This window comes from Alsobacter metallidurans, from assembly GCF_014636935.1.
Classification (GTDB): Bacteria; Pseudomonadota; Alphaproteobacteria; order Rhizobiales; family Beijerinckiaceae; genus Alsobacter; species Alsobacter metallidurans.
In genome coordinates this window covers 303,433-327,543 of the sequence record NZ_BMES01000002.1, presented here as the reverse complement: position 1 = coordinate 327,543, position 24,111 = coordinate 303,433, and the positions used below count along the sequence as shown (strand labels likewise).

Genomic DNA, 24,111 nt, shown 5'->3' with positions numbered 1-24,111 from the left:
TAGCTACAGGGAGGCCCGTACATTGGCACGGGCTCACGCGTGCGCAATGACGCGGGCAACCACGCCCGCGCCCGCCCACGCCCCGCGCTGCGCTCGCGCTCGCCCTTCGCGCCCGATCCCTTTGGGTCCTCCCGGTGCTCCTGCGCACGTGCGGCGGTAATCCGGCCCACGAATTTTTCCGATTTAGCGCTTTTCAAATCGCGCTTTACTTTCGTTCGCCAAGCCGATCTCACACTCGCGCGTGGTTTGCAGCTGAGTGCTGCTGCGATCCGCCGCTTGGGGTGGTGGAGCGAAAGCCTTAGATGCTACTATGACGCAAGAGCAGCCCCAAAACAGTGGCTTGGTCGGCTTTACGAATGCACCACTCCGACTTTATTGCAATCGAGGGGGCAAACTCAGAGCAGCTGCGAGTAGCTCGCGCGTGTAGGGGTGCTCGGGGGACGCAAAGAGTTCGCTCGCCAGGCGCACCTCCACGATCTCGCCCCGACGCATAACCGCAATTCGGTCGCAGACCTGAGCGGCGACGTGCAGGTCGTGCGTGATGAACAGCATCGAGAGCCGCAGCCGCGTCTTGATATCGTCGAGCAGCCCGAGCACGTGCTTTTGCACCGAGACGTCCAGCGCCGAAACAGGTTCGTCTGCCACGATCAGGTCAGGCTTGAGCGCCAGCGCCCTCGCGATGCCGATGCGCTGGCGCTGGCCGCCCGAGAATTCGTGCGGATACCGGTTCGCGGCGCGCGGATCGAGGCCGACGAGTTCCAGCAGGGCCCGCGCCTCCTCCAAGGCGACGGCTCTGGGCGTTCCGCTGGCGATCGGCCCATCCGCGATGCTCAGCCCGATCCTGCGCCTGGGATTGAGGGACGCGAAAGGATCCTGGAACACCATCTGCACGCGACGCCGCGCGGTCCGCAGGGCGGAGCCGCTTGCGCCCGCCAGGTCGGCGCCGCCGATCCGAATGTCTCCGCGATCCGGATCAAGCAAGCGCATCACAAGGCGCGCGACCGTCGACTTGCCGGACCCGGATTCGCCGACCAGCCCGAGCGTCTCGCCACGGCGGATGTGGAAGCTCACATCTTTCACCGCATGAACGACCCGGGTATCCCCGAACAGTCCTGACCGGCTGGCGTAGGTTTTCGTCAAACCGGCGACATCGCAGACGATCTGGTCTTCAGCACGCGTCGAGCCGGCGGGATCGAGCGACGGAATGGCGTCGAGAAGCGCGCGCGTATAGGGGTGACGCGGCTGCGTCAGCACCTCTTCGGCCGAGCCGCTCTCCACCACCCTGCCCTTTTCGAGAACCACCACGGTGTCGGCGATCTCGCGCACTACGCCAAAATCATGCGTGATGAAGACGACGCCCATCCGCCGGCGACGCTGGAGCTCACGGATGAGTTTCAGGATTTGCGCCTGGGTGGTCACGTCCAGCGCCGTGGTCGGCTCGTCGGCGACCAGCAAGGCCGGCTCGAGCGCCAGCGCCATGGCGATCATCGCCCGCTGCCTCTGGCCTCCGGAAATCTCGTGCGGATAGGCCTGCAGGATGCGGGCGGGATCGGGCAGGCCCACCTCGCCGGCGAGAGCGAGAGCCCGTTCGCGTCTCTCCGCAGGCGTGCCCACGCCATGCGCCTCGAACGTTTCGGCGATCTGGTCGCCAATGCGCATGACCGGGTTCAGCGCCGTCATGGGCTCCTGGAAGATCATCGCGATCCGGCGGCCCCGCAGCGTTCGCCACGCCTCCGGTTCAAGCGCCAGAAGGTCGAGGCCCTCGAAATCGATGGCGCCGCCGGCCCGCCGGATGGCCGGCGGCAGCAGTCCCATCAGGGTCTGGGCGCAGATCGACTTGCCCGACCCCGACTCGCCCACGAGGCAAACGATCTCGCCGCGCGCGACCGAGAAGGACACGTCCGTGACCGCGTTGGGGCGGTCCGCATCTTCGGGCAGAGCCAGAGTGAGGCCATCGACGGAAAGCAGGGGCTCGGTCACGCGATGCACTCCTTGGGCTCGACAGGCTCAATAGCCGAGCGCGACGCCGTCCTTGCGGTGGTCCGTGCCGCCGAGAAGCACGCCCCTGCGATGGTCGATCCAGATGGCCTGGCACCCGCCCAGCGGTTCGTCGGCCCATGCGGTTTTGTGCCCGCGCGCGGCCAGATCCGCCCGCACGGCGTCCGGGATCGTGGGCTCCAGCGACAGCACGCCGTCGAAGCAGAAGCTCCGGGGCCGGTCGGAGGCGCTCTGCGGATCATCCCCGAAATCGACCACGCGCGAGACGATGTGGGCGTGACCGGCGGCCTGATACTGTCCGCCCATGACGCCGAAGGACATCACGCCCTCGCCGTCGCGCATCAGCATGCCGGGGATGATGGTGTGCATCGGCCGTTTGCCCGGCGCGATGCAGTTGGGGTGCGTGGGGTCCAGCCTGAAGCCCGCGCCCCGGTTCTGCAGTAGGACGCCCGACCGGGGAGCGTAAATGCTGCTGCCGAAGGCGAAGAACAGGGAGTTGATGAAGGAGACCGCGTTGCGGTCCCGGTCGACCACGGTGACGAAGACCGTGTCACGGTGGGCCGGACCGTCGAAGGCGCCGGCCTCGGCGGCCCGGTCCAGCTTGATGCATGCCCGCAGGCGCGCGATCGAGCGCTCCGACAGGATCTCGGCGATGTCGACGCGATGATGCGCCGGGTCAGCGACCAGCAGATCGCGCCATCCGTAGGCCGCCTTGGTGGCTTCCGCCAGAAGGTGGATACGGTCGGCCTCGCTCAGGGCCGAACCCGCGAGATCGAACCCGTCCAGAATGCGGGTGATCAGCAGGGCCGCGAGGCCCTGGCCGTTCGGCGGACATTCCAGCAGGTCGTAGCCGCGATAGGCGGCGCGGATCGGTTCGCCATAGTCGGAGACCTGCGCGGCGAAGTCTTCGGCTGCGTGGAGGCCGCCAGCGGCGTTCAGCACGGCGGTCATTTCCTCCGCCGCCTCGCCTTCGTAGAATGCGGAGCGGCCCTCCCGGGCGATCCGGCGCAGGGTTCCGCCCAAGGCCGGGGCGGCCATCCTGTCGCCCGCGACGGGAGCCTGCCCGCCGGGCAGAAACATCTCGGCCGCCGCCGCGTGGGCCGCGACCCGGCCGGCGTATCGCGCCCAGTCGAGCGCCACGCGCGGCGTCACAACGTAGCCGTTCTCGGCGGCCGCGATGGCCGGAGCGAAGACCTCGCCGATGCTCATGCGGCCATGGTCGGCCGAGAGGCGGAGCCAGGCGTCGACGGCGCCGGGGATCGTGACCGCATGGGCCGACCCGTCCGGGATTACGTCCATGTCGCGATCGAGGAACCATGCGGCGTCCGCCCGGCCGGGCGCCCGGCCCGAACCGTTGAGCGCGACAGGGGCGCCGCCCGCGGGCTTGAACATGACGAAGCAGTCGCCGCCGATCCCCGTCATGTGCGGATCGATGACGCCCTGCAGGGCGACCGCCGCAATCGCGGCGTCGAAGGCGTTGCCGCCGGCCTTCAGGATCTCCAGCGCGGCCAGCGTGGCGGCCGGATGCGACGTCGCCGCCATGCCGTTCTCGGCGATGGCCACGGACCGGCCCGGCTTCATGAAATCGCGCATGGTCGTTGCTCCGCCTGATCAGGCCGCCGTTTCGACGCCGGCGGTCCGCGCCTGCTCCCCAGGAAGGTCCGTCATCCCGAAAACCGAGTCGTACAGGGTGGACAGGGCCGTTCCCACCGCGCCCATCAGCGCGGCGCGGCCGCCCAACGGGCTGGCCTCGACCCGAAGCGGCTCCGCCATGAACCCGTTCAGAAGCGCGCGCACGCGCTCCACCAGTTCCGGTCGCGCTCCGATGCTGCCACCCAGCACAACCAGCTCCGGGTCCAGAATGGCCCGGATGGCCATGAGGGCCTGCGCGAGCACGCGGGCCACCTCGTCCATCGTGGTTCGCGCCGCCGCGTCGCCGTCGACCAGGCGATCGAAAACGCCACGCACGTCCTCGGCGCCCTGTCCGCCCAGGCCCCGATAGCGCTCCATGATGGCGACGCTCCCGATGGCGTTCTCCAGCGTGCCCAGGCGATACCCGCGCGAGTCGAAGGGGTCGCCGCCCAGGGGTAGGTACGCGATCTCGCCCGCCGCCCCGCGAGCGCCGCGGATGAGCTTGCCGTCGGCCATCAGACCCATGCCGATGCCCGTGCCGAGCGCCACGAACGCAAAAGTGGCGGCCTCCCGGCAGCATCCCCGCCAGCGCTCGCCCACCGCCGCCAGATTGACGTCGTTCTCGACCGCGACGCCGAAGCCCAGCGATACGCGCAGGGCCTTGACGACGTCGATCTGGTCCAGGTCCGGGATGTTGGGTGCGATGATGATGCGGCCGGACCCGGGCTGGAACACGCCGGGGCTGCCCATGGCGCCGTAACGGATCCGTCGAGGGTCGGCTCCGGCGCGAGCCGCCGCGCTGCGGGTGAGCGCCGCAATCTGCTCGATGACATGATGGCCGCCACGCCGGTCCGTCGCGTCCACTTCCTCCGCCGCGATGGCGCCGGACAGGTCGGCGAGCGCCACGTGCACCTTGGTGCCACCAAGATCGACGCCCAGCACATAGGCGCGTCCGGCGTCTAGTTCATAGGTCGTGGCGCTGCGCCCGACGAGGCCCTGTGTCTGGCCCCGTTCACGGATCCAGCCATTCGCCTCCAGATCGCGGACCACTTCGGACGCCGTCTGCTTCGACAAGCCCGTGGCGCGCGCCAATTCGGCCCGCGAGATCGGGCCGGACCGCATCAGCGCCTCCATAACCGCGCGAACCGACATTTGGCGCGCCAGCGGTGTTGTGATCGCGTCTGTCATGCGAACCCAATTCGTCAAGGTGACGGACAAACTGGAACTGATCGCCTTGCGATGTCAACCTAGAGCTTGCCCGCAAGCCTCGCTACTGCCGTTGCGAGACGCCCTAAGATCTACATTCGTCAGGCTCCTTTACAAAGGACCTCACGCATGCATCCATAACACATCGAAAGACGACCGCCGACGTCCAACATGGCGGACGGGAGGAACAATCTCATGCGCTTGCGCCGGTCCCTGTTCGCAGCCTTAGCGGTGGCGCCGCTCCTCGCTCTCTCAAGCGCCCATGCGACAACCTTGCGGGTCGGCATCCAGGACGATCCCGACGCGCTCGACCCGGCCACGAGCGGCACCTATATCGGCCGTTTCGTTTTCGCCGCGATGTGCGACAAGCTCGTCGACATTGGGCAGGATTTGAGCATCGTTCCTCAGCTCGCCGAGAAATGGACCTTCGCGGACGACCAGAAGTCGGTCGTGTTCACGTTGCGCAAGGGCGTTTCCTTTCAGGATGGAACGCCCTTCGACGCGGCGGCGGTGAAGTTCAACATCGACCGCATGCAGACCATGAAGGATTCGCGCCGGAAGGCCGAACTGGCTGCGGTCGCGTCCGTGGACGTGCTGGCGCCGGACCAGGTCCGGCTCAACCTCAAGGAGCCTTTCGCGCCGCTACTTTCGGTGCTGAGCGACCGGGCCGGCATGATGGTGTCGCCGGTCGCCGGGGCCAAAGAGGACTTCTCCGCTAATCCCGTCTGCGTCGGCCCGTACAAGTTCGTCGAACGCAAGTCGCGCGATCTGATCCGGCTGCAGAAGGACGCCTCCTACTGGGATGCGGCCCGCTACGGCTACGACGAGGTCCTCTATTCCTACATCCCGGACTCCACCGTCCGGCTGGCGCGCGTGCGGGCCGGGGACCTGGATATCGCCGAGCGCATCGCGCCGACCGACCTCAAGACCGTTCGCGACGACAAGAACCTGAAGCTGCACAGCGCGCCCGGGCTCGCGGTCTCTCACCTGATGGTCAAGGTCGGCGAGCCCGAGAAGGCGAATTCGCCATTGCAGAAGGACGCGCGCCTGCGCCGGGCCTTCGAGCTGTCGATCGACCGCAACGTCATCAACAGGGTCGCGTTCAACGGCGAGTATACGGCCGACAACCAGATGATCCCGCCCTCGGACCCATTCTATCCCAAAAGCCATCCAGCGCCCGCGCGCGACGTTGCGGCCGCGAAGAAGCTGATGGCCGAAGTTGGGGCGACGACGGTTCCAGTCGAGATTACCTTTGAGAACGCCCTTACGGACGCGCGCGTGGCGCAGATCGTCCAGTCGATGGCCAAGGAGGCGGGCTTCGACGTGAAGCTCCTGCCGCTCGAAACCGCCACCGCGATTCAGCGCTACCTGGCGGGCAATTTCGAGATGTACATCGGAAACTGGAGCGGCCGCGCCGATCCGGACCCGACGCTCTACGCGTTCTTCGCCTGCAATGGCGGCCAGAACTTCAACAAATACTGCAACAAGGACCTGGAGGGAGTGCTCAACGCTGCGCGGGCCGAGGGCGACATCGCTAAGCGCAAGCAGCTTTACGACAAGGCGACTGGCATCTACCTGGCCGATCTCCCGACCATCCCGATCTACCACCCCAACTGGTTCTTCGCCGCGCGCGCCAAGGTGGACGGCGTCGTCGTGTACCCGGACGGACTGTTGCGCCTGAAGGGCGTCAAGCCCGCCTCCTGATGCGCCGGGGCGGCCACGAGGCCGCCCCGCTTCCGTTTCCAAGGATCCGAGATGTTGCGATTCCTGGCCGGCAGGCTCGCGGTGGCGATCCCCACCCTGCTCCTGGTCTCGGTGCTCGTCTTCGGCTTGCAGAAGCTGCTGCCGGGCGATCCGGCCTTGGCCCTCGCGGGCGAGGACCGCAGCCCGGAGGTCATCGCGTTTCTTCGTCAGAAGTACCAGTTCGACCAGCCCTTGCTGGTCCAGTACTGGATCTGGCTGAAGGCCTTCGCGTCGGGCGACCTGGGGACCTCGGTGCGCACCGGCCTGCCGATCGGCGCGATGGTGGCCGACAAGCTTCCGGTCACCATTGAGCTCTCGATTCTGTCCATGCTCATTGCGTTGGGGATCGGGGTGCCGGCCGGCGTCGCGGCGGCGCTGAACCGCGGCACGATCGTGGACTACCTCGTCGGCGTGCTCGGGCTGGCCGGCCTTTCCATCCCGAGCTTCTGGTTCGGGATCATGCTGATCCTCCTGTTTTCGGTCACGATGGGCTTGCTGCCGTCGGGAGGTTACACGCCCTTTTTCGAGAGTCCCTGGGGCAACCTCAAGACCATGCTGCTGCCCAGCATCGTGCTGGGCTCGTCGTCGGCGGCCATCATCATGCGCCACACGCGAAGCTCGATGCTGACGGTCCTGCGCCAGGACTTCGTGCGAACCGCAAGGGCGAAAGGGCTTCCCGAGCGCACGGTGGTGGTCCGGCACGCCCTTCGGAACGGCCTCATTCCCGTGGTCACGCTGGCGACGCTCCAACTCGGCCAGCTTCTCTCGGGCGCCGTGCTGACCGAGCAGGTGTTCGGCATCCCGGGTTTCGGCAAAATGATCGTCGACGGCGTGTTCGGCCGTGATTACGCGGTGGTTCAGGCCGTGGTGATGTGCGCGGCCGCGTTCTTTCTCCTCCTGAGCCTCCTGGCGGATCTCGCCTATGCGGCCCTGAACCCCAGGATCCGCACATGAGCGCACCGGAGGTCGCCGCGGCGTCCGTCGGCCGAGGCTGGTTGGGACGCAAGACCGCCGCCGGGCGCCTCATCCGTGAGCCCGCCGCCATTCTGGGCGGCTTCATCATCTTCGGTTTCGTGCTCGCCGCCCTGCTCGCGCCCGCGTTGGCGCCCTATGATCCGAACGCCTCCGACTGGATGGCCATTCGGCAGGCGCCTTCGGCGGCGCATTGGTTCGGAACGGACGATCTCGGACGGGACGTGCTGTCGCGCGTGATCTACGGCGCGCGCGCGTCTCTGGCGGCAGGCTTCCTGTCCGTCGGCATCGCGCTGGTGATCGGCCTGCCGTTCGGCATGATCGCAGGCTATTTCGGCGGCGTCGCCGACATCGTGATCTCGCGTTTGACCGACGCCCTGCTGGCCTGCCCGTTTCTGGTGCTGGCCATCGCGCTCGCCGCGTTTCTCGGCCCGAGTCTGCAAAACGCCATGATCGCCATCGGCATCTCGGCGATGCCAGTCTTCGTCCGGCTCGCGCGAGGGCAGACGCTGGCCGTGCGGCAGGAGGATTACGTCAGCGCGGCGTGGTCCGTCGGGCTGTCCCACCCCAAGATCCTGACCGCCTATATCCTGCCGAACATCTTGCCGCCGATCATTGTGCAGGCGGCGCTGACGACCGCCATCGCGGTTCTGGCCGAGGCCAGCCTCGCATTCCTCGGCCTCGGCCAGCTTCCGCCAGCGCCGTCCTGGGGGAGCATGCTCGACTCGGCTCGGCAGTTCCTGGTCGAGGCGCCCTGGATGGCGGTCTGGCCGGGGTTGGCGATCGTGGTCGTCGTGATCGGGTTCAACATGCTCGGCGACGCCTTGAACGACGCCCTGAACCCGCAGGACTGAACGCCGATCCACGGCCGCCGGACAACGCACAGAGGAGAAGACGACGGTGTCACGCGAGCAGCTTCCCACGCTCCGGATCGGCTTCATCGGAGCCGGGTTCATGGCGAATTTCCATCTCGCGTCTCTGGTGGGCGTCCGCAACGTGGAGGTCACGGGAGTCTACGCCCCCAGCCCCGGACGGCGGGACGCCTTCGCGGCCAAGGCGCGCGAGCAGGAACTCGGCGCCTGCGTCGCGTTCCCGAGCATCGAGGAGATGCTCACCTCCGGCCAGGTGGACGCCGTGTGGCTGGTCAATCCCAACCACGCCCGCATCGAGGCCATGACCGAAATCCACCGCCTTGTGAAGCAGGGCGCGACGGGACTTCGGGCCGTGGCCTGCGAGAAGCCCCTGGCCCGAACCCTGCGCGAGGCGCGGCGTATGCTCGCCCTGATCGAGGATTGCGGGTTGCTGCACGGCTACCTGGAGAACCAGCTGTTCTCGACTGCCGTTCTGCGAGGGCGCGACATCATCTGGCGGCGGGCTGTGCCGACGACCGGCCGCCCCTATATCGCCCGTGCCACCGAGGAGCATAGCGGCCCGCACGAGCCCTGGTTCTGGCGGGGTGAGTTGCAGGGCGGCGGCGTGCTGTCCGACATGATGTGCCACAGCGTGGAGGTCGCCCGCTTCATGCTCGCCGCGCCGGGAGAACCGCGCGACGCGCTGAAGCTCGTTTCGGCGAGCGCCACGGTGGCGAACCTGAAATGGACGCGGCCGGCCTATGCGGAGCGCCTGAAGGCTTCGATGGGCGCCGGAGTGGACTATGGCCGCCGCCCGGCGGAGGACTTCGCCCGCGGGCTCATCACCCTCCAGGACGCCGAAGGGAATGAACTGATCATCGAGGCGACGACGTCCTGGGCCTATGTGGGCGCCGGCCTGCGCATCACGCTGGAATTGCTGGGTCCGGAATACGCCATGGAGTTCAATTCCCTTGGCTCCGGCCTCAAGGTGTTCATGTCGCGCGCGGTCACGGGTAACGCCGGCGAAGACCTTGTCGAGAAACAGAACGCCGAACAGGGCCTGATGCCCGTGCTCGAGGATGAAGCCGGAGTCTACGGCTACACGCTTGAAAACCGCCATTTCGTCGAGGCCTTCCGAAAGGGAGTTGCCCCGATGGAGACTTTCGTCGACGGCGTCGAAGTTGTGCGCATGTTGATGGCGCTGTATCGTTCGGCGGAACTGGGCCGCACGGTCTTCTTCGACGACGAGGATTTTGAGGACTATATTCCGGCCGTCGCTCGTCCTCCGGCTCCTCGCGATGCGCAGTTGCCTTGAAGTCTGCAACGCTGCCTCGACACGTGCAAGAAGCACGGGGGCGCGGCACCGGCATCAATTCCGAACTGCGCGCAAGGTCCGCTTCGCGCCGATTTCGTTGAAAAAGTCGGCGATGCAGCGAGTGTGAAGTCCTGATTCAGTCGTCGTTGGGTCGGGAGGTGATGCGATGATGGGCGAGCGGACGGTGGCTCATCAAGAAGCGCTGTTCTACGAGTTCAGCCTGGAGCGCCATGTCCCGGCCGATCACCTGATCCGCAGCATCGACCGGTTCGTCGATCTGTCTGGCATTCGCGCCCGCCTGCGGCCGTTCTACAGCGAGATGGGCCGGCCCTCGATGGACCCGGAGCGGATGATTCGGATGCTGCTGGTGGGCTACTGCTTCGGCATTCGCTCCGAGCGCCGGCTCTGCGAGGAGGTCCACCTCAACCTGGCCTATCGCTGGTTCTGCCGCCTAGGCCTGGACGGCGCCGTGCCGGACCACTCGACCCTTCTCGAAGAACCGTCACGGCCGCTTCCGCGACAGCGACCTTCTCCGCGAGCTCTTCGAGGCGACCGTCCGGCGCTGCATGGACGAGGGCCTCGTCAGCGGCGAAGGCTTCGCCGTCGACGCCAGCTTGATCAAGGCGGACGCGAACAGGCAGCGTTCCGCCGAAGGATGCGAGACGGTGGACTGGACGGCTCTTGGCGAGACGAGGCGTTCAGTCTGAGAGTACCTGGACACGCTCGACGAAGCGGCTTGGGGCGCCGCCTCAGAGGTGAAGCCGAAGTTCGTGTCCAAGTCCGATCCGGCGGCACAATGGACCGGCGCACTGAAGGGACACGCCTTCTTCGCCTACGCGGCCAACTACCTCATCGACCTCAAGGCACGCCGTCATCGTCGATGTGGAAGCCAGCCGCGCGATCCGGCAAGCCGAGGTCGGCGCGGATCGCACCATGATCGAGCGCACCCAGGACCGCTTCGACCTCTGCCGGCCCGGCTCGCCGCAGACAGCGCATACGGCTCGGCCGAGATTCTCACCTGGCTGGTCCACGAGCGCGGGATCGAGCCTCACATCCCGGTCTTCGACAAGTCGGAGCGGCAGGACGGCACCTTCAGCCGCTCGGAGTTCGCCTACGACTACCAGCAGGACGTCTATGTTTGCCTCGCCGGCAATCTGTTGCGGCAGCGACAGAGAACCTACCGGAACCCCCGTCCGCTGGCCGAAGGAGGGCATGATGCGCTACCGCGCCAGCAAGCACGACTGTGACGCCTGCTCCATGAAGCCTCGGTGCTGCCCCAACACACCGGCCCGCAAGATCCCACGCTCAATGCACGAAGGGGCCCGCGACATGGCGCGGGCCATCGCCACCACTGACGAGTACGTCACCTCACGCCGGCAGCGGAAGAAGGTGGAGATGCTGTTTGGGCACCTGAAGCGCATCTTGAGGCTCGACCGATTGCGGCTTCGCGGCCCGCATGGAGCCCGAGACGAGTTCCAACTGGCCGCAGCCGCACAGAACCTCAGGAAGCTGGCCAAGCTCCTGCCGAACGGACCCCTTTGGATGCCAGCCTAAGTAGGAAGGCAACGCCGCTTCCCGACGAATGCTATCTGAGATTCGCGAGGTCAGTTTCTATGACCCGCTTACGGTATATGTGCCGGAAGCAAATGTGCAAACAGATTATTAATTCGTGCCAGCAGTCAGCCACAAGATCGGCATCAACACGTGTAAGTTTCGACATCAAACAAGGGCGGCTCTCACGGAGGCCAGCACCGCGATCGTGTTCATCTGATCGACTATTTTGGGGCCCGGGCAGGTCAACTTTGGATGCGCGGCCTTGCCAACGAGCTCCACGAAGCTGTGACACGTGATGCCAGCCTGCTTCTTGTCGCCAGGATGTTTATTGCTCTCGCCAACCACCACGAGCCGCAAATTGGGGTGCTCGGAGGCGATCCAAGCCATCAGGCCAGCTCCGTAATGTAGTTGGTCGTCCGTGAGAGGCTCGTCGCGGGACGCGAACTCGATGTGCACGGCGTTGTACGCGTAGGCGCTCGTCCCCTTGGCGCCGTCCTTTGTGTCGACGTGCTGGAAGATTCGGCCGTCCGCCTCAACGGTGAAGTGCGCCGACACTCCGAATTGCGGGTGCTTCTTGCGCCCCTCGCGCGTGCCGCTGGTCCAGACCCGGTAATTGATGGGAGCCTGGTCGGTGATGGATTGGTAAGCCCAGGTCTGGTGCATAATGATGCGCACAACGTCCTTGTTGGCGCCAACCACGTAGGAGCCGGGCTCCGTCAGCATGTAGTCGCCGTCACGGTCTGGGAACATTGCCATAAATAAACCCTCGCGGTTGGTGATCACATAAGCTCGACAGAGACTGGGAGGCTCGTCGTCCCCGCTAAGCGTTCGGGAACACGACGACGCGGAACTGCTGTCCAGCCGTGATTAGGCCGTACACAATTTCGTCCGGCTGATCGGTCTTATTGGGTGCCGCGTAGCGGAGCCCGACGAAGGCCGGCAACCCGGCGTTAGCGCCCAGATAGGTCTCGATAATGCGCCACAGCTTGCCGTTGCGCGAACGCCCCTGATTGAGGCTGCGGGCCTGCCGAAAGTAATTCGGCCCGCCTTCGCGACCACCCTGCTTGTGCGCCCAGGCGTGCCCCTTATCCAGCCCGTCCCCGGCGCGGGGGAAGCCGCCGTGATACGCGTCGTCGCGCGTGTTCGCTCCGACGCTGACTGTCACGCCCCAGCAGAGCACGGTGCGGCCTTGTTTGACGTCGAACAGGAAGTTGGCGGCGCCGTCGTCGAAAGTCACCAGGTCGGCGTCCCGGTTGCCGGCCGCGCGATACGTCGCCGCCGCGTGGCTCAGGACGCCGGCGAGCAGCGCTACGGCGTCTTTCTTCAGCCGGAAGCCGCTGGCCAGCCCCGCATAGGCGCTTAGGCCGTCGCGCACCGCGGGATTGTGCTTCAGTTCTGCGTCGATGGCGGCTTCGATGGACAGGCCGCTCGGCAGTGCAGGCATCGTCCCCGTCTCCGACACGACGGACGATTGATCCGCCTTCCCAAACTAACCAGCTAACTAGATTTCGGCCATGCCCTGCGATGTGTAAAAAAGCACCTCACAACGCCCTCGACAGCGTATATCGCGCCTAGCATCAAGTCTTCAGCTTCTTGCGACGTACAAGACCCAGTCAGCCGGCCGTTTTTGGGCCGCTCGTCGGGCGACAATCAAGACACCGACAGAACCGAACCGTCTGGTTTTCGTCCCGCCCGCAATCAAACTACGCCCCCCGCCTGCATCATCCATTCGGCATAGAGAGATAGGCTGCATCACGGTCGCCCGGCAAGAACAGCGCGAAAGCCGAACTAAAGATTTGACGCCTGCATCAACTTTCACCGCCACTGGCGGACGGACACGCGGACGCGAAAAAGGCTTTGCAAAGCTGATGATCTATCGAAGTTCGCCGTATGGTTGTTGCAACTTCGTCACAGCCGAACACGGCCGGGTGTGTCATCGTGCCCCGATAACGGGTAGTGAGCGGGGGCCGCATGTCCAACCACCTTTTTCGCGCTGTGTCCTATGTGGCGCTGGTCGCAGGCGGAATCCTGGCCGGAACATCGGGCAGCTTCGCGCAGAGCGTCTATTGCCCGGCGTCCACGAGCCAGCTTCCCGTCCTGCCCGGCAACGTCTCGCCTGGCGGCGTTGGAACGTCGATCAACTATACGAGCGGCACCTGCACTAACGATCAGACCGGGGTCGGCGCGTTCTCGGGTGCCGCGCTGGCGAGCCAAGCTCTCAGCGACCTGACGCAGTCGGTGACCACGCAGGAGAACGCCGTCGTAAGCGAAACCATCCGCGAGCGCCGTCGCACCGAGGTCGAGACGTGCCCGAGCGGTCTTGTGCGGATCGACGGCGCTTGCATCCGTCGTCAACCTGCCGCGGCCGCCCCGGTGGCGCGGGTTGCGGCGCCGCGCGCGAAGGCCAAGCCAGTCGCTGGCCGGCGCGTTCCGGCCCCAAGGCCGAGTGTCGTCGTCGAGACGACTCCCGCGCCGGTCCTCCTGTCCGCTCCCCGTTACGGCGCGTGGGCCCAGGCTTACGGCAACTACGAGCGCCGCACCGGCACGGGCGCGAGCAGCATCACGTACAATGACGTCAACGGCGGCACCGGCCTGGTGACGACGTCTCTCTACATCACCGCCAAGAGCGAAAGCCGCACCGGGGGTCTTCTCGCCGGCGTCGATATGACGACCCGCGGCTTGTATAACGCCGACGACGGCTTTATCGGCGGCGTTTTGGCGGGCTATTCCGACTCGCACACGGTTGTCAGGACGCAGATCCTGTCCGGCGACCTAAACACGGTTCCGAATGGCTTCAGCCGATTTAAGGCGACGCTCAAGGGGCCGACGGTCGGCCTCTATGGCACCTACTTCAACGGCGGGTTCAGCGCCGACGCGTCCGCCAAGGTGGCTTTCTACGATCTGGGGATCAGCTTCAACGACGCGCTTGCGTTTTCGGGCAGCAATGCGCTCGGCAACGGCAACGGCGCCAACAATTGGCTCTACACGGCGATCTTCCCGTACGCGGGTTCCGGCTCAGCCAATGTGGTGCAAACGTCGCTGGTCGGAAACGTGAACTATCGTTTCCCGATGAGCGCGACCTGGTGGATCGAGCCCACCGCCGGCATCCAGTGGGTGCATCAGGGCTATAACGGCGGCGCTTCGGCGCTCGGACTGGCGGACGGCGATTTGGTGCGCATCCAGGGCGGCGCGCGCGTGGGCACGGAGTTCCTGCTCGGGTCGGCTCCCGCCACCCTGGCGCTCACCGGCCTGATCTACTCCAACGTCGCATTGTCGGGCGGCTTCATCCAGAATGGCATCGCGGGCCCGGGCGCCCAAGTGCTGAATGATGAAGGCCTCGTGCGCGGCCAGGGCTCGCTGAAGCTCACCGTCGCGCATGGCGGCGGCTGGTCGAGCTACGCCGAGACGGACGTCTATGGTGGCGAGCGCCTGTTCGGCCTCGCCGGCAAGCTGGGCGTTCGCTACCAGTGGTGATCGGCCCGACCGCGGGTCGCAGATGCAAGGCGTCGTCCCCGGACGGCGCCTTTTGCGTTTCCAGTCCTTTTCAGGCGGACGATGTTTCGACCGCCGCGTGGGTCATTGTCCGGCCTGCGCGCGTTGCGGCCCGATCACGTAGCTGGCGACGCCGAACGACCAGCGAGGGTCGAGCAGCGGCCCGTCCCCCGCACTGGTGATCCTCAGGCTGCGTGTCGTTTCCTGAACATAGCTCGCAACCTGGTCGCCCTTGATCTCCGCCGGCAGGTCCGGAAGGTCGATGTACTGCACCGGCTTATCGCTCACGATGGCGAAGAGCTTGCCCTCGCCAAGCGGCGGCCCGGCCACGAAGTCGAAGTTGGCGAGCGGCGATTGCGCGTCAGGGACGATCACCAGTTCGCCGGCCTTAATGGCGTTGCCGTTCGCCGGGTCCGCGCCGTTCGCAGCCATGGTGTAGATGTTGGGATAGATCTGCGTGATGCGCCCGTCCGAGCCGACATCCACAAGCACCAGGTAACCCGACGTTTGCGACCGCACCTGCACTTGGATGTTATCCCCCATCGCGAACCGGTTCTTGCCCTGAAAATGCACAACGACCGCGGATGACGGCAGGGTCGGCGTCGGGGTGACCATCGGCGGAGAACTCGGCTTTGCCGGAGTTTGGCCAGGCCCGGGCAGCCCGGCGGTGCTGGTCGGCGGATTGCCGGGTTGCGGCTCCTGGGGTCCCGGAAGCGCCGTGTTCGTCGGCGTCGAAGACCGCGGTTCAAGCTTGGCGCCGTCCGGCCCAGGAGCGGACTGCGCGCCCGGGTCGAGCGTGTCGGCGGGCGGGCGCGCGTCCGTTCCGGAGCCGGGCGCGTGCTCGATGACGCGGATCGAGCGCGACGCGCCCGGCTCCTGGGAAGCCGCCCGCGCTTGCGCGGCGCCAAGCACGATGGTGGCGGTGAGCAGCGTGTAACGGATAGAGACGGAGTGCATGGGCGTCCTCCTCAATCACGGACGGTTTGTCAGGGGGCGGTGAACAGGGACACAAGCCCCAGCCGCGATGCGGCGGGCATCAGCCGTTCCACCAGTTCGGCGGCTTGTATCGGCCTTTGCCGGTTGTCTAGGCTAGCGATCGCCTGCTCCAAACCGCTCAAGGGCTCTTCGGAGGCCACCACCACGACGGTGTCGGCCCCGAATGGCGGCAAAGCCTCGATCTTGGGCAATTCGAACGGCATGGGAGCCCGCCGCGGATCGCGGCTGCGCGGAAACAACAACTGGACTGTGCCATCACCCGCGATGTTGAACACCACGACGCTGGTCCGCGTTCCGGCGTCGATCCGGACTGACAACAAGGATCCGCGATAGTGCAGCTTGTCGTTCGGCAGCACGCGCACGCTTTCGGGCGCGGCGACCGAGAGCTGCTTCAGCTTGCGAACCGCGACGGTGCGCTCCACCGCCCCACGCAATCGTTCGGCCGACAGCCGGCTGGCGATCACGTCCGACCCCGCCAGCACGTCCCCGGTGACCGGATCCCAGATGAGCTCGGGATTCTCACGCAAAGACACCGTCTTGATCAGCACCGCGGAACTGCTGAGGTTCGGCAGCAGGCTGGCGTCTCCCGTGGACGCCATCCGCAGCGTGGCGATCGAAGGAGGTTGCTTTGCTGCGGCGAGCGGACCGGTGGGCGGGTTCGCGTTCCCGGTCCCGGGTGCGCCTGCCGTTGATGACCCTTTGGGAACGGCGACGATGGCGCGGGAGGACGCCTCCGCGAACCCATCGGCTTGGGCGGTTCCGGAGGGCTCGAACGTCAGCACGATCTGACGCTGCGCCGACAGCTGATAGGCGACCTGGCGGACGTAGCCGACGAACTCATCGCCGCTGATGACCCCATCCTGGTTCAGATCCCCGTGCCCCTCGAAGGAGCGCGCGACCGCGTAGCTCAGCGCTCCTCGCCAACCCTCGCCGCCAGGCGGTGTCACTTCGGGCGCGCTCGACCCCTCGTCGCACGCGAGCATCACGGTGGAGCGTGCAAACGGCCCAGGCGTCGCCCTGGCGTCATCGTCGTCCGACACCGGCGCGAGCCTATCCGGCGTTTGCGTGGGAGGGAGGCCGCGCATCACCAGCGGGTTGCCTCGTGGATCGGCCTCCCGGACGGCGCTGGTTTCCCCGCAGGCGTCGAGCACCAGCAAGGCGCGGGCTCCCTTCGCCTCGATCTGGTGAACGACGTGGCTGAACTCCGTGTCGATTAGCTTTTCGTCCCGGCCACGCTCGTCGGCCGGGTCGTACCCAGCCAGCACATAAGCGGTTTCCAGCCCAGTCGAGCGCGGCACCCTGCCGTGCTGTGGCCCCAGACTGGCCAGACCCGCGAACGCAATCACGACCAGATCGCCGGCCCTGGCCCGGCCCGTCACTCCGGCGAGAGCCTCGAGCGCGACCACCCGCGTCGCTTCGCGGTCGGCCAGCAGGACCACGTCGTGCGCGCCGGCGCTCCGGAGAGCCGCGGAGAGGTCCTGGGCGTCCGCGACGGCGCCCCGCAGCGGAGCCGCCGCCTTGTAGGCGTTGACGCCGATTACCAGCCCCCGCAACGCTCCGTTCGCGGGGACTCCGCCCGGTTTCGCGTCCGCCGCCCACACAGGCCGGCCAAGCAGCATCAGGGCGGCGAGGAGCAGCGCCGCGCAGGACTGAACCGATGATGGCGGAGTGTGCAACATTGGGCCTCGTTACTGGACCTTGAAATACGCCAGGCTTCCGGTTAGCCCGGCCTTGCGTGCCGCCGGGTCCTTCGCGATGGCGGTGAAGACGCTCTCGGCCGACTGGTCAGGTCGCATGGAACGCACGGTCTCGATCGGCGTGTCAGCCGCGAGCGCGACAAGCAGTTGCGGCTGGCCCGGAGGCTCCTTCACGCGACGCGCAGGGACCTGCAACGCCCGGCCGTTTTTGCCGAAGCCGCTGTCCAGAACCGAGACGGAACCGTTTTCGTCCACGCGCAGCAGCGCGGCCCATGGCTGGCGTGAGGTAACCCAGGCCGTCAGGGCGCCACCGTCCGCGACCCGGGCGGCGCTGATCTTAAGGTCGGCCCGCTCGGCCTTGGGAGTCTTGAGCCCGGCTAGCAGGGTGACCGCCGGACACTGCGCGGCCGTGATTTGCCGCAGGTCAATCTTTGCATCGGCCTTGAAGACGTCCGTGAAATTCTTGTCGAAGGTTTCAAACGGCTCGACGCGGGCGCCGTAGGCGTCCACCGCGAAAGTCTGGGACGCCGGATCGGTCACGGACAAGAGCACGCAGGGGCCGCCATCGAAATCCAGCGCATATCGCTCGGCGGTCGTGACCGCGCCCGCGACGTCCGTGCGAGCTGGCTGGAGCCACCACCACAACAGTGCGCCCGCCCCGGCGACAACCGCCAGGGCCGAAAGGCCGGCCAGAAGCCCGCCGCGCCCATGCTTCGGAGATGAAACGGCCACGTCCCGCTTCTGGGGCGCGGCGCGGGGCGCAACGCCAGGCGACCAGTTCGCGACCGCCGCCATGTCGGCGGGCCGATCTGAAGGGTCGGGCTGCGTCATCCAGGCCAGCAGCGGCCGGATCGTCGCGTCGACGCCTGACAGGTCTGGCTCGACCCGACGCTGGGCCACCGCTTCGGAGAGGCTCTGGCCCATGTTGAGCGGCTTGCCGAGCAAACATCCGGCCAACACAAGTCCGAGGCTGTAGATGTCGGTTTTGCCTGTCACCCGTCCGCCAAAGTCGCCGAACTGCTCGGGCGAGGCGTAGCGATACTTGCCCACGAAGGTGTCGCCCACAACGGTGCCCTCGGCCAGGCTGTTCTTGGCGATGCCGAAGTCAATGATGCGCGCCCGACGGACGTCGCCGTCCGGGATGATGATGTTGTCGGGGGAGATGTCGCGGTGAACGATCCCGGCGCGATGGGCGGCCGCAAGGCCATCCGCGACCCGTCGCATCAGCGCAAGCGCGCTTACGGCATCGAGCTTGCGGGTCTGCACGAATGTGCCAAGCGGCTCGCCGTTGACGAACTCCATCGCCAGATAGGCGCGCTGGAGCTGCCGGTCGATCGAGAAAACGAAGTAGCGGACGATCGCCTCGTGGTGCAGTTGATGCAGGGCTGCGGCCTCGCGCCGAAACAGCGCCAGTGCGGTTTCGTTTTCGATCAGGTCCGTGCGGATCATCTTGATCGCCACGGGATCTCCGGTCTCGATCGCGTGGCCGCGATAGACCTGCCCCATCCCGCCCATCGCGATCAGCGCGTCAATCTCGTAGATGTCGTTCAGCCGCGTGCCGGACGGCATGACGTTGGGCGTGACTACGGTTCGCGCATCGTCCACCGACATCGAGGCTACTCCCGGGCCACGCGTTGATGTCTGGCGTTCATGATCCGCCCCGACTGATCAGCAGGATCTTCAGGTTGCGTTCCGGGACATAGTTTGCGGCCCGGAATTCAAAAGTGGTCGGCGACGTCTTGGTGATCTTGTCCATGCACAGGCTTATGAGCCGGTCCGGCGCGCCCTTGTCCAAGACGAGCTTGAAATCCCGGATGGGGCCTGCCCAGTTCTTGCCCGTCAGCAGCACGTAGCTGATGCGCCGCTCGCGCAGCTCGGCCACGTTCGCATCCGCCTCGCCCGCGATTTTGTCGACGCCGCGCAGGAAGTCGTCCGCGACGCAGAACTCGTCGATGCGCTGCTTCACGATCGCCTCAAGCGGCTGCTTGGTGCGCAGCGCCTTGCGCAGAACCGTGTCCATGCTGAAGCCGACGCTGGTCGCGTAGCTGTGATCCACCGCGACAACCTGGCCGGGCGGGAACACCTGCTTGCGCGTGAACGACGTCTTCACCGTCCAGCCCGGCGCAAAGATCGGCTTCTGCTCGGCGTCCGCTCCTTGTTCCAGAACGACGCCTGCGTCCAGCAACGCCTTGCGGCGCGGCGCCGGAAGGGCGTTGAGGCGGGCCCGGAAGTTCTCCATCTGGCGGCCGATGGCGAGCAGGGGCAGCCCCGCCTCCGTCACCCGGGCGGTCACGTCCTTGCCGTTGAGAAACGCGCGCTGGTAGACCTCGAACGGAACCGGTGCGCCGTCGACCAGGGTCTTGAACCCTACGAAATTGGGCGAGCCCGGCGCCGGGACGTCCAGGATCGCATCCTGATCGCTCAGGTCGATGTCAGGCAGTGGGAAAGCGATCTGCAATTCCACGGGGGTGGGCGCCTGGTTCACGAAACGATAGTTGACCTGAACCTTCTCGGGGGAAATCGACAGGATTTCTGTGTTGAGCCGCACATCGGACGTTGTCGTGAAGGTCAGGCCGCCGACCGCGAGTTCGTAGCTGCTGTCGTTGGCCCACGCCGTCGACGCGACAGCCAGCAGCGCGGCGGCCAGGGCGGCGCGGCCACATGCCGCGCTCATGAGGGCTGGCCGGCCCATCAGGGCTTCTGCGCCCGGACGGGGCGGCTGTCCGGCTTCCTGGGCGAATCCGCCTTTGTGGGCTCGACGGCGGCGACCTCGGCCGCGATGCCCCGGTATCGCATCGGCACATAGCCGCGCGCCAGCATGGCGGAGAGCGGATAGACGCCCCGGCAGACCCGGCCATTGCACCTCCCGGGCGTCGCCTCGATCACCTCGGCCTTGCGATCGGGCGTGAAGCGGAGAAACAGCATGACGTGCGATCCCGGCTTGTTGAGGGCGTCGCCAGGTTTCAGGTCCCATGGGTCGCTCAGCGGCGACGCGATGCTGGGAATCGCCAGCGTGGTGAAATGCGAGGACAGCCCCCAGGCGGCGCTCACGAAAGCCGAGCAGTCCACGCCCACCACGTCGGCTCGCGGCGTGTCGCGCGTGCACACATTGCCGGCGAGGTCGCCGCGCACCATGCGGCTGCTGATCTGGCTGAGATTGCCGAAGCAGCCCCAGCAATACGGAACTCCGACGACTTCCTGGCCCAGCCGCCCGTTGATGTATCCCGGGCGCCGAATGCGGTTGAAGCCGCTGCAGCCACGGTCGGGGTCGCGTCCGTAGCTGGCTGGCGTCACGCGCCAGCGAAAGGTCTCGTAGTTGATGGCCGTCTCGATCACCTGCCGGCGGGTGGGCCGCCGCACGGCGGCGCTGATGCCCTTGTAGGTCCTCTGCTCGACGATCGCCGCGCCCTTGACGGCGATCACCGCGTTGGCGGCCGTCGGCTTGAAGCCGACCTCGACGACCTCGACGCCCTTGTCCTTGGTGCGCAGGAAGAACACCGTCCCGTCGGGCGTGATGGCGATGAACCGGCGCGACAGTGCGACGCTCTGCGCCAGCGGCAGCTCGTACATGCCCTGGAGCTGTCCGTCCGAGCCGTAACGCAGCACCACGGCGGCGGCGCCGCGGTTGAGTTCCTCAGGGACGTTTTCGGCCAGCAGAAACATGCGCTTCTTGGCGTCGATCTCCAAAAGGTCCACCGCGCCAAGGCGGTCGCCGGCCCGCACCACCGCGGCCACGAGCGGCGCGCCGCCGGATCGGGGCCGGACGACGAACCGCAGCGCGGACTTGCTCAGCGGCTCGGAGACGACCTGCACCTCGCCGGAGCCGCGCGTCGCCACGAGGCGGGGCTTTTGCACCGGCGCGGCGCGCGTAACCGCCAGCGGGTCCACCGAGGGATCCTCCTCGCCGGTCCCCATTTGCGCGAAAGCGTCGGCGGCGAGTTCCGGATCCAAGATTGCCGCACGGCTCACGTTGAGGCTGCGAACCCGTTCACCGGGGTCGCCGCTGGTCGTCAGCGCCCGGGGACCGTCGTCCCAGACCAGAAGGTTCTCGTTGATGATGACGAGGTCGGAGGGGCGCATATCGGACGGCAGTTCGAGCGACCGCGTATCCGCCTGCGACTTGGTCGGATCAAACGTCAGCACCCGCCCATTGTTCTGGTCCAGCAAGAACAAGGCGCCGTTGGAATCAGACACGAGCGCCTGCGGTCCATCGACCTCGGTTTCATCGCCGCCTTCGAGCAGTCCGACGCTGTCGAATGTGGAGCCGTTCTCGAACGCCCGCACCACTCTGTCCTGCGCGCTGGCGCTCCGCGTCGACGCGAGCCCGGCGGCGGTGGCCGCGATGGCCATCGCTACGAGCACATGCAAGGAGACGCCGCGGGCCATCATCCCCCCTCGAACGGGTACCAGCGCGGCGATTATACGCGTGCGGGTGAGATTAGCGAACTCAACCTTGATGTCGAGCTCCAGCCCTCCGACGACCGATTTTCGAAACGCCGTTTGATGATCAGCGGAGGAATCCGAAAGGACTGTGAGCTTGACCATATCCGCAATAAAACGAATGATGCAGGAATGGCATCGGGTCACGGCTCGATATCTCTAAATATCCATCATTCCCATCGGGTCAACAACGTTCGAGGAAGCCATGGACAGCGTCCACCAAAAGCTTCAACGCGTTCGTAAGCCACGTGTGCACATCACTTATGAAGTGGAGACCGAAGGCGCCCAAATCATCAAGGAGCTTCCGTTCGTCGTGGGAGTGCTCGGTGACTATGCAGGCGACCCGACCGAGCCCCTCAAGTCTTTGGCGGAAAGGAAGTTCGTTCAGATCGACCGCGACAACTTCAACGACGTCATGGCGCGCATTGCACCCGGCCTTAACATTAAGGTCGAGAATACGCTCGCGGGCGACGGCACCGATATGTCCGTCAACTTGAAGTTCAAATCGATCGATGACTTCGACCCCGCGCGGGTCGCCGCGCAGGTGCCCGCCCTGAAGGCCCTGATGGAGACGCGCAGCCGGCTCCGCGATCTGGAAAGCAAGGCGGGGGTATCCGAGGAACTCGAGCGACTGCTGGAAGACATCCTGCAGGACAAATCCAAACTCGACGCCATCCGGGCGGAACTGGGCAGCGACAAGCCAACGGAGTGAGCCATGGCGACCGAGACCCAAGCGACGGCGGCGGCCTCTGGCGTTACGACCGAGGTCAGCCTGCTTGACCAGGTGATAGGCGCGACGCGGCAGACCGAACGCGACCGGACCGAGGAGCTCATCCGGGCCCTCACCGAGGAGGCGCTCAAGGGCACGGTCACGTTTGACCGCAACCTCACCCTCACGATCAAACGCGCGGTCGCCGAGATCGACCGCAAGCTGTCCGACCAGCTCAACGCTATCATGCATCACGAGCGCTTCCTGAAGCTCGAAGGAAGCTGGCGCGGCCTGAACTACTTGGTGATGAACAGCGAAACGAGTTCCTCGCTGAAAATTCGCATGATGCAGATCTCCAAAAAGGAGCTGGCGCGCGACCTGCAAAAGGCGATCGAGTTCGACCAGAGCCAGCTGTTTAAGAAGATCTACGAAAACGAGTTCGGCACGCCTGGCGGAGAGCCCTACGGGACGCTGATCGGCGACTACGAGTGGACGCACCATCCCGATGACGTCGAGACGCTCCGGCTCGTCTCCAACGTGGCGGCGGCCTCGTTCGCGCCTTTCATCTCGGGCGTAGGCTCGGGCATGTTCGGCTTCAATGACTGGCGCGAGCTCAGCAAGCCGCGCGACCTCGAGAAGATTTTCGAGACGGCCGAATACATCAAATGGCGCAGCTTCCGCGACACGGAGGACTCGCGCTTCGTTTCGCTCGTCATGCCCCGCGTCATCGCCAGGCTGCCTTATGGCGCTAACACCAAGGCGATCGACGAGTTCGCCTATGAGGAGGCCCCCAAGGCCGCCAGCGGTTCCGACGCCCCGATGGCGCACGACAACTTCTGCTGGATGAACGCCGCCTACGTGATGGGCGCGCGCATGACCGACTCGTTCGCGCAGACCGGCTTCTGCACTTCGATCCGCGGCGCCGAGAACGGCGGCAAGGTCAGCAACCTGCCCACCTACACTTTTGTGTCCGACGACGGCGACCGCGACCTGCAGTGCCCGACCGAAATCGGCATCACGGATCGGCGCGAGGCGGAGCTGTCAAAGCTCGGTTTCCTGCCGCTGCTGCACTACAAAAACCAGGACTACGCGGTGTTCTTCGGCGCGCAGACCACCCAGAAGCCCAAGAAGTATGACAGGCCGGAGGCGACCGCCAACGCGGCCATTTCGGCGCGCTTGCCGTACATGATGGCGACTGCGCGTTTCGCGCACTTCCTGAAGGTCATGGCGCGCGACAAGATTGGCTCCTTCATGGAGGCCGAGGACTGCGAGTTGTGGCTGAACCGGTGGATCCAGAACTACGTCGATCCCATGGGATCCGATCGGGCCAAGTTCCCGCTGCGCGAGGCCAAGGTGGAGGTCAAGGAGATCCCTGGATCGCCTGGATCCTACAATGCGGTCGCGCACATGCGTCCCTGGCTGCAGATGGAAGAGCTGACGACTTCCATGCGCATGGTAGCGAGAATCCCTCAGAAGGCCTGAGCCGAAGCGCCAGGGGGCGATGCC

The 24,111-nt window shown here is 66.1% G+C and carries 17 protein-coding genes and 1 pseudogene; 8 read left to right on the top strand and 10 right to left on the bottom strand.

Going from position 1 to position 24,111, the window contains the following annotated elements:
• Positions 1–372 precede the first annotated feature (372 nt).
• From IEV99_RS11840 to IEV99_RS11830, 3 genes are read right to left on the bottom strand one after another with little or no spacing between them, the layout of a single operon-like run.
• Positions 373–1,980, bottom strand: a complete 1,608-nt coding sequence (locus IEV99_RS11840; protein ID WP_188517999.1) for an ABC transporter ATP-binding protein — start codon at positions 1,978–1,980, stop codon at positions 373–375.
• 27 nt (positions 1,981–2,007) lie between these two features.
• The gene (locus tag IEV99_RS11835; protein WP_188517998.1) at positions 2,008–3,591 is read right to left on the bottom strand and encodes a gamma-glutamyltransferase family protein; all 1,584 of its coding nucleotides are present in this window, start codon (positions 3,589–3,591) and stop codon (positions 2,008–2,010) included.
• Between the two features lie 18 nt (positions 3,592–3,609).
• Positions 3,610–4,818: an ROK family transcriptional regulator gene (locus IEV99_RS11830; RefSeq protein WP_188517997.1), complete on the bottom strand. Its 1,209-nt coding sequence runs from the start codon at positions 4,816–4,818 to the stop codon at positions 3,610–3,612.
• 213 nt (positions 4,819–5,031) lie between these two features.
• On the opposite strand from IEV99_RS11830, the gene IEV99_RS11825 reads away from it, so the two are divergent.
• The 5 genes and pseudogenes from IEV99_RS11825 to IEV99_RS11805 all read left to right on the top strand — a co-directional run bounded on the left by IEV99_RS11825 (position 5,032) and on the right by IEV99_RS11805 (position 11,271).
• Positions 5,032–6,540, top strand: a complete 1,509-nt coding sequence (locus IEV99_RS11825; protein WP_188517996.1) for an ABC transporter substrate-binding protein — start codon at positions 5,032–5,034, stop codon at positions 6,538–6,540.
• A 51-nt stretch (positions 6,541–6,591) separates the two neighbouring features.
• Positions 6,592–7,533 carry an ABC transporter permease gene (locus IEV99_RS11820; RefSeq protein ID WP_188517995.1) on the top strand — a complete coding sequence of 314 codons (942 nt, stop codon included), beginning with the start codon at positions 6,592–6,594 and terminating at the stop codon, positions 7,531–7,533.
• Positions 7,530–8,405, top strand: a complete 876-nt coding sequence (locus IEV99_RS11815; RefSeq protein WP_188517994.1) for an ABC transporter permease — start codon at positions 7,530–7,532, stop codon at positions 8,403–8,405. Before IEV99_RS11820 ends, IEV99_RS11815 begins: the two co-directional genes overlap by 4 nt.
• A gap of 46 nt (positions 8,406–8,451) precedes the next feature.
• The gene (locus IEV99_RS11810) at positions 8,452–9,717 is read left to right on the top strand and encodes a Gfo/Idh/MocA family protein (RefSeq protein ID WP_280514662.1); all 1,266 of its coding nucleotides are present in this window, start codon (positions 8,452–8,454) and stop codon (positions 9,715–9,717) included.
• 166 nt (positions 9,718–9,883) lie between these two features.
• Positions 9,884–11,271, top strand: a pseudogene (locus tag IEV99_RS11805) (transposase).
• A gap of 165 nt (positions 11,272–11,436) precedes the next feature.
• On the opposite strand, the gene IEV99_RS11800 reads toward IEV99_RS11805, so the two are convergent.
• Both IEV99_RS11800 and IEV99_RS11795 read right to left on the bottom strand, forming a co-directional pair.
• The gene (locus IEV99_RS11800) at positions 11,437–12,027 is read right to left on the bottom strand and encodes a peptidoglycan recognition protein family protein (RefSeq protein ID WP_188517993.1); all 591 of its coding nucleotides are present in this window, start codon (positions 12,025–12,027) and stop codon (positions 11,437–11,439) included.
• Between the two features lie 64 nt (positions 12,028–12,091).
• Positions 12,092–12,715, bottom strand: coding sequence for a hypothetical protein (locus tag IEV99_RS11795; protein ID WP_188517992.1), 624 nt, complete (start codon positions 12,713–12,715; stop codon positions 12,092–12,094).
• Between the two features lie 527 nt (positions 12,716–13,242).
• On the opposite strand from IEV99_RS11795, the gene IEV99_RS11790 reads away from it, so the two are divergent.
• A complete protein-coding gene (locus IEV99_RS11790) occupies positions 13,243–14,745 on the top strand; it encodes an autotransporter outer membrane beta-barrel domain-containing protein (protein WP_188517991.1) in 1,503 nt (500 codons plus the stop codon).
• Between the two features lie 102 nt (positions 14,746–14,847).
• On the opposite strand, the gene IEV99_RS11785 is transcribed toward IEV99_RS11790, so the two are convergent.
• The 5 genes from IEV99_RS11785 to IEV99_RS11765 all read right to left on the bottom strand — a co-directional run bounded on the left by IEV99_RS11785 (position 14,848) and on the right by IEV99_RS11765 (position 21,842).
• Entirely contained in the window at positions 14,848–15,720 is an 873-nt protein-coding gene (locus IEV99_RS11785; RefSeq protein WP_188517990.1) for a DUF4384 domain-containing protein, read from the bottom strand.
• Positions 15,721–15,749: 29 nt separating this feature from the next.
• Positions 15,750–17,378 (bottom strand): caspase family protein, encoded by a 1,629-nt coding sequence (locus IEV99_RS11780; RefSeq protein WP_244643954.1) that lies wholly within the window; start codon positions 17,376–17,378, stop codon positions 15,750–15,752.
• A gap of 69 nt (positions 17,379–17,447) precedes the next feature.
• The gene (locus IEV99_RS11775) at positions 17,448–19,067 is read right to left on the bottom strand and encodes a serine/threonine-protein kinase (protein WP_188517988.1); all 1,620 of its coding nucleotides are present in this window, start codon (positions 19,065–19,067) and stop codon (positions 17,448–17,450) included.
• Positions 19,068–19,104: 37 nt separating this feature from the next.
• On the bottom strand, positions 19,105–20,130 hold the full coding sequence (locus tag IEV99_RS11770) for a DUF4424 domain-containing protein (RefSeq protein ID WP_188517987.1): 1,026 nt from the start codon (positions 20,128–20,130) through the stop codon (positions 19,105–19,107).
• A gap of 17 nt (positions 20,131–20,147) precedes the next feature.
• A complete protein-coding gene (locus IEV99_RS11765) occupies positions 20,148–21,842 on the bottom strand; it encodes a hypothetical protein (RefSeq protein WP_188517986.1) in 1,695 nt (564 codons plus the stop codon).
• Between the two features lie 259 nt (positions 21,843–22,101).
• Here IEV99_RS11765 and tssB point away from each other — a divergent pair, with 259 nt between their 5' ends.
• Both tssB and tssC read left to right on the top strand, forming a co-directional pair.
• Positions 22,102–22,608 (top strand): type VI secretion system contractile sheath small subunit, encoded by a 507-nt coding sequence (tssB, locus tag IEV99_RS11760; RefSeq protein ID WP_188517985.1) that lies wholly within the window; start codon positions 22,102–22,104, stop codon positions 22,606–22,608.
• A 3-nt stretch (positions 22,609–22,611) separates the two neighbouring features.
• The gene (tssC, locus tag IEV99_RS11755) at positions 22,612–24,087 is read left to right on the top strand and encodes a type VI secretion system contractile sheath large subunit (RefSeq protein ID WP_188517984.1); all 1,476 of its coding nucleotides are present in this window, start codon (positions 22,612–22,614) and stop codon (positions 24,085–24,087) included.
• The last annotated feature ends 24 nt before the right edge of the window (positions 24,088–24,111 follow it).

Coding starts and splice junctions, on each gene's coding strand:
- IEV99_RS11835 (WP_188517998.1), bottom strand. CDS start 3,591: ATGCGCGATTTCATGAAGCCGGGCCGGTCCGTGGCCATCGCCGAGAAC.
- IEV99_RS11830 (WP_188517997.1), bottom strand. CDS start 4,818: ATGACAGACGCGATCACAACACCGCTGGCGCGCCAAATGTCGGTTCGC.
- IEV99_RS11825 (WP_188517996.1), top strand. CDS start 5,032: ATGCGCTTGCGCCGGTCCCTGTTCGCAGCCTTAGCGGTGGCGCCGCTC.
- IEV99_RS11820 (WP_188517995.1), top strand. CDS start 6,592: ATGTTGCGATTCCTGGCCGGCAGGCTCGCGGTGGCGATCCCCACCCTG.
- IEV99_RS11815 (WP_188517994.1), top strand. CDS start 7,530: ATGAGCGCACCGGAGGTCGCCGCGGCGTCCGTCGGCCGAGGCTGGTTG.
- IEV99_RS11800 (WP_188517993.1), bottom strand. CDS start 12,027: ATGGCAATGTTCCCAGACCGTGACGGCGACTACATGCTGACGGAGCCC.
- IEV99_RS11795 (WP_188517992.1), bottom strand. CDS start 12,715: ATGCCTGCACTGCCGAGCGGCCTGTCCATCGAAGCCGCCATCGACGCA.
- IEV99_RS11790 (WP_188517991.1), top strand. CDS start 13,243: ATGTCCAACCACCTTTTTCGCGCTGTGTCCTATGTGGCGCTGGTCGCA.
- IEV99_RS11785 (WP_188517990.1), bottom strand. CDS start 15,720: ATGCACTCCGTCTCTATCCGTTACACGCTGCTCACCGCCACCATCGTG.
- IEV99_RS11780 (WP_244643954.1), bottom strand. CDS start 17,378: ATGCTGCTTGGCCGGCCTGTGTGGGCGGCGGACGCGAAACCGGGCGGA.
- IEV99_RS11775 (WP_188517988.1), bottom strand. CDS start 19,067: ATGTCGGTGGACGATGCGCGAACCGTAGTCACGCCCAACGTCATGCCG.
- IEV99_RS11770 (WP_188517987.1), bottom strand. CDS start 20,130: ATGAGCGCGGCATGTGGCCGCGCCGCCCTGGCCGCCGCGCTGCTGGCT.
- IEV99_RS11765 (WP_188517986.1), bottom strand. CDS start 21,842: ATGGCCCGCGGCGTCTCCTTGCATGTGCTCGTAGCGATGGCCATCGCG.
- tssB (WP_188517985.1), top strand. CDS start 22,102: ATGGACAGCGTCCACCAAAAGCTTCAACGCGTTCGTAAGCCACGTGTG.
- tssC (WP_188517984.1), top strand. CDS start 22,612: ATGGCGACCGAGACCCAAGCGACGGCGGCGGCCTCTGGCGTTACGACC.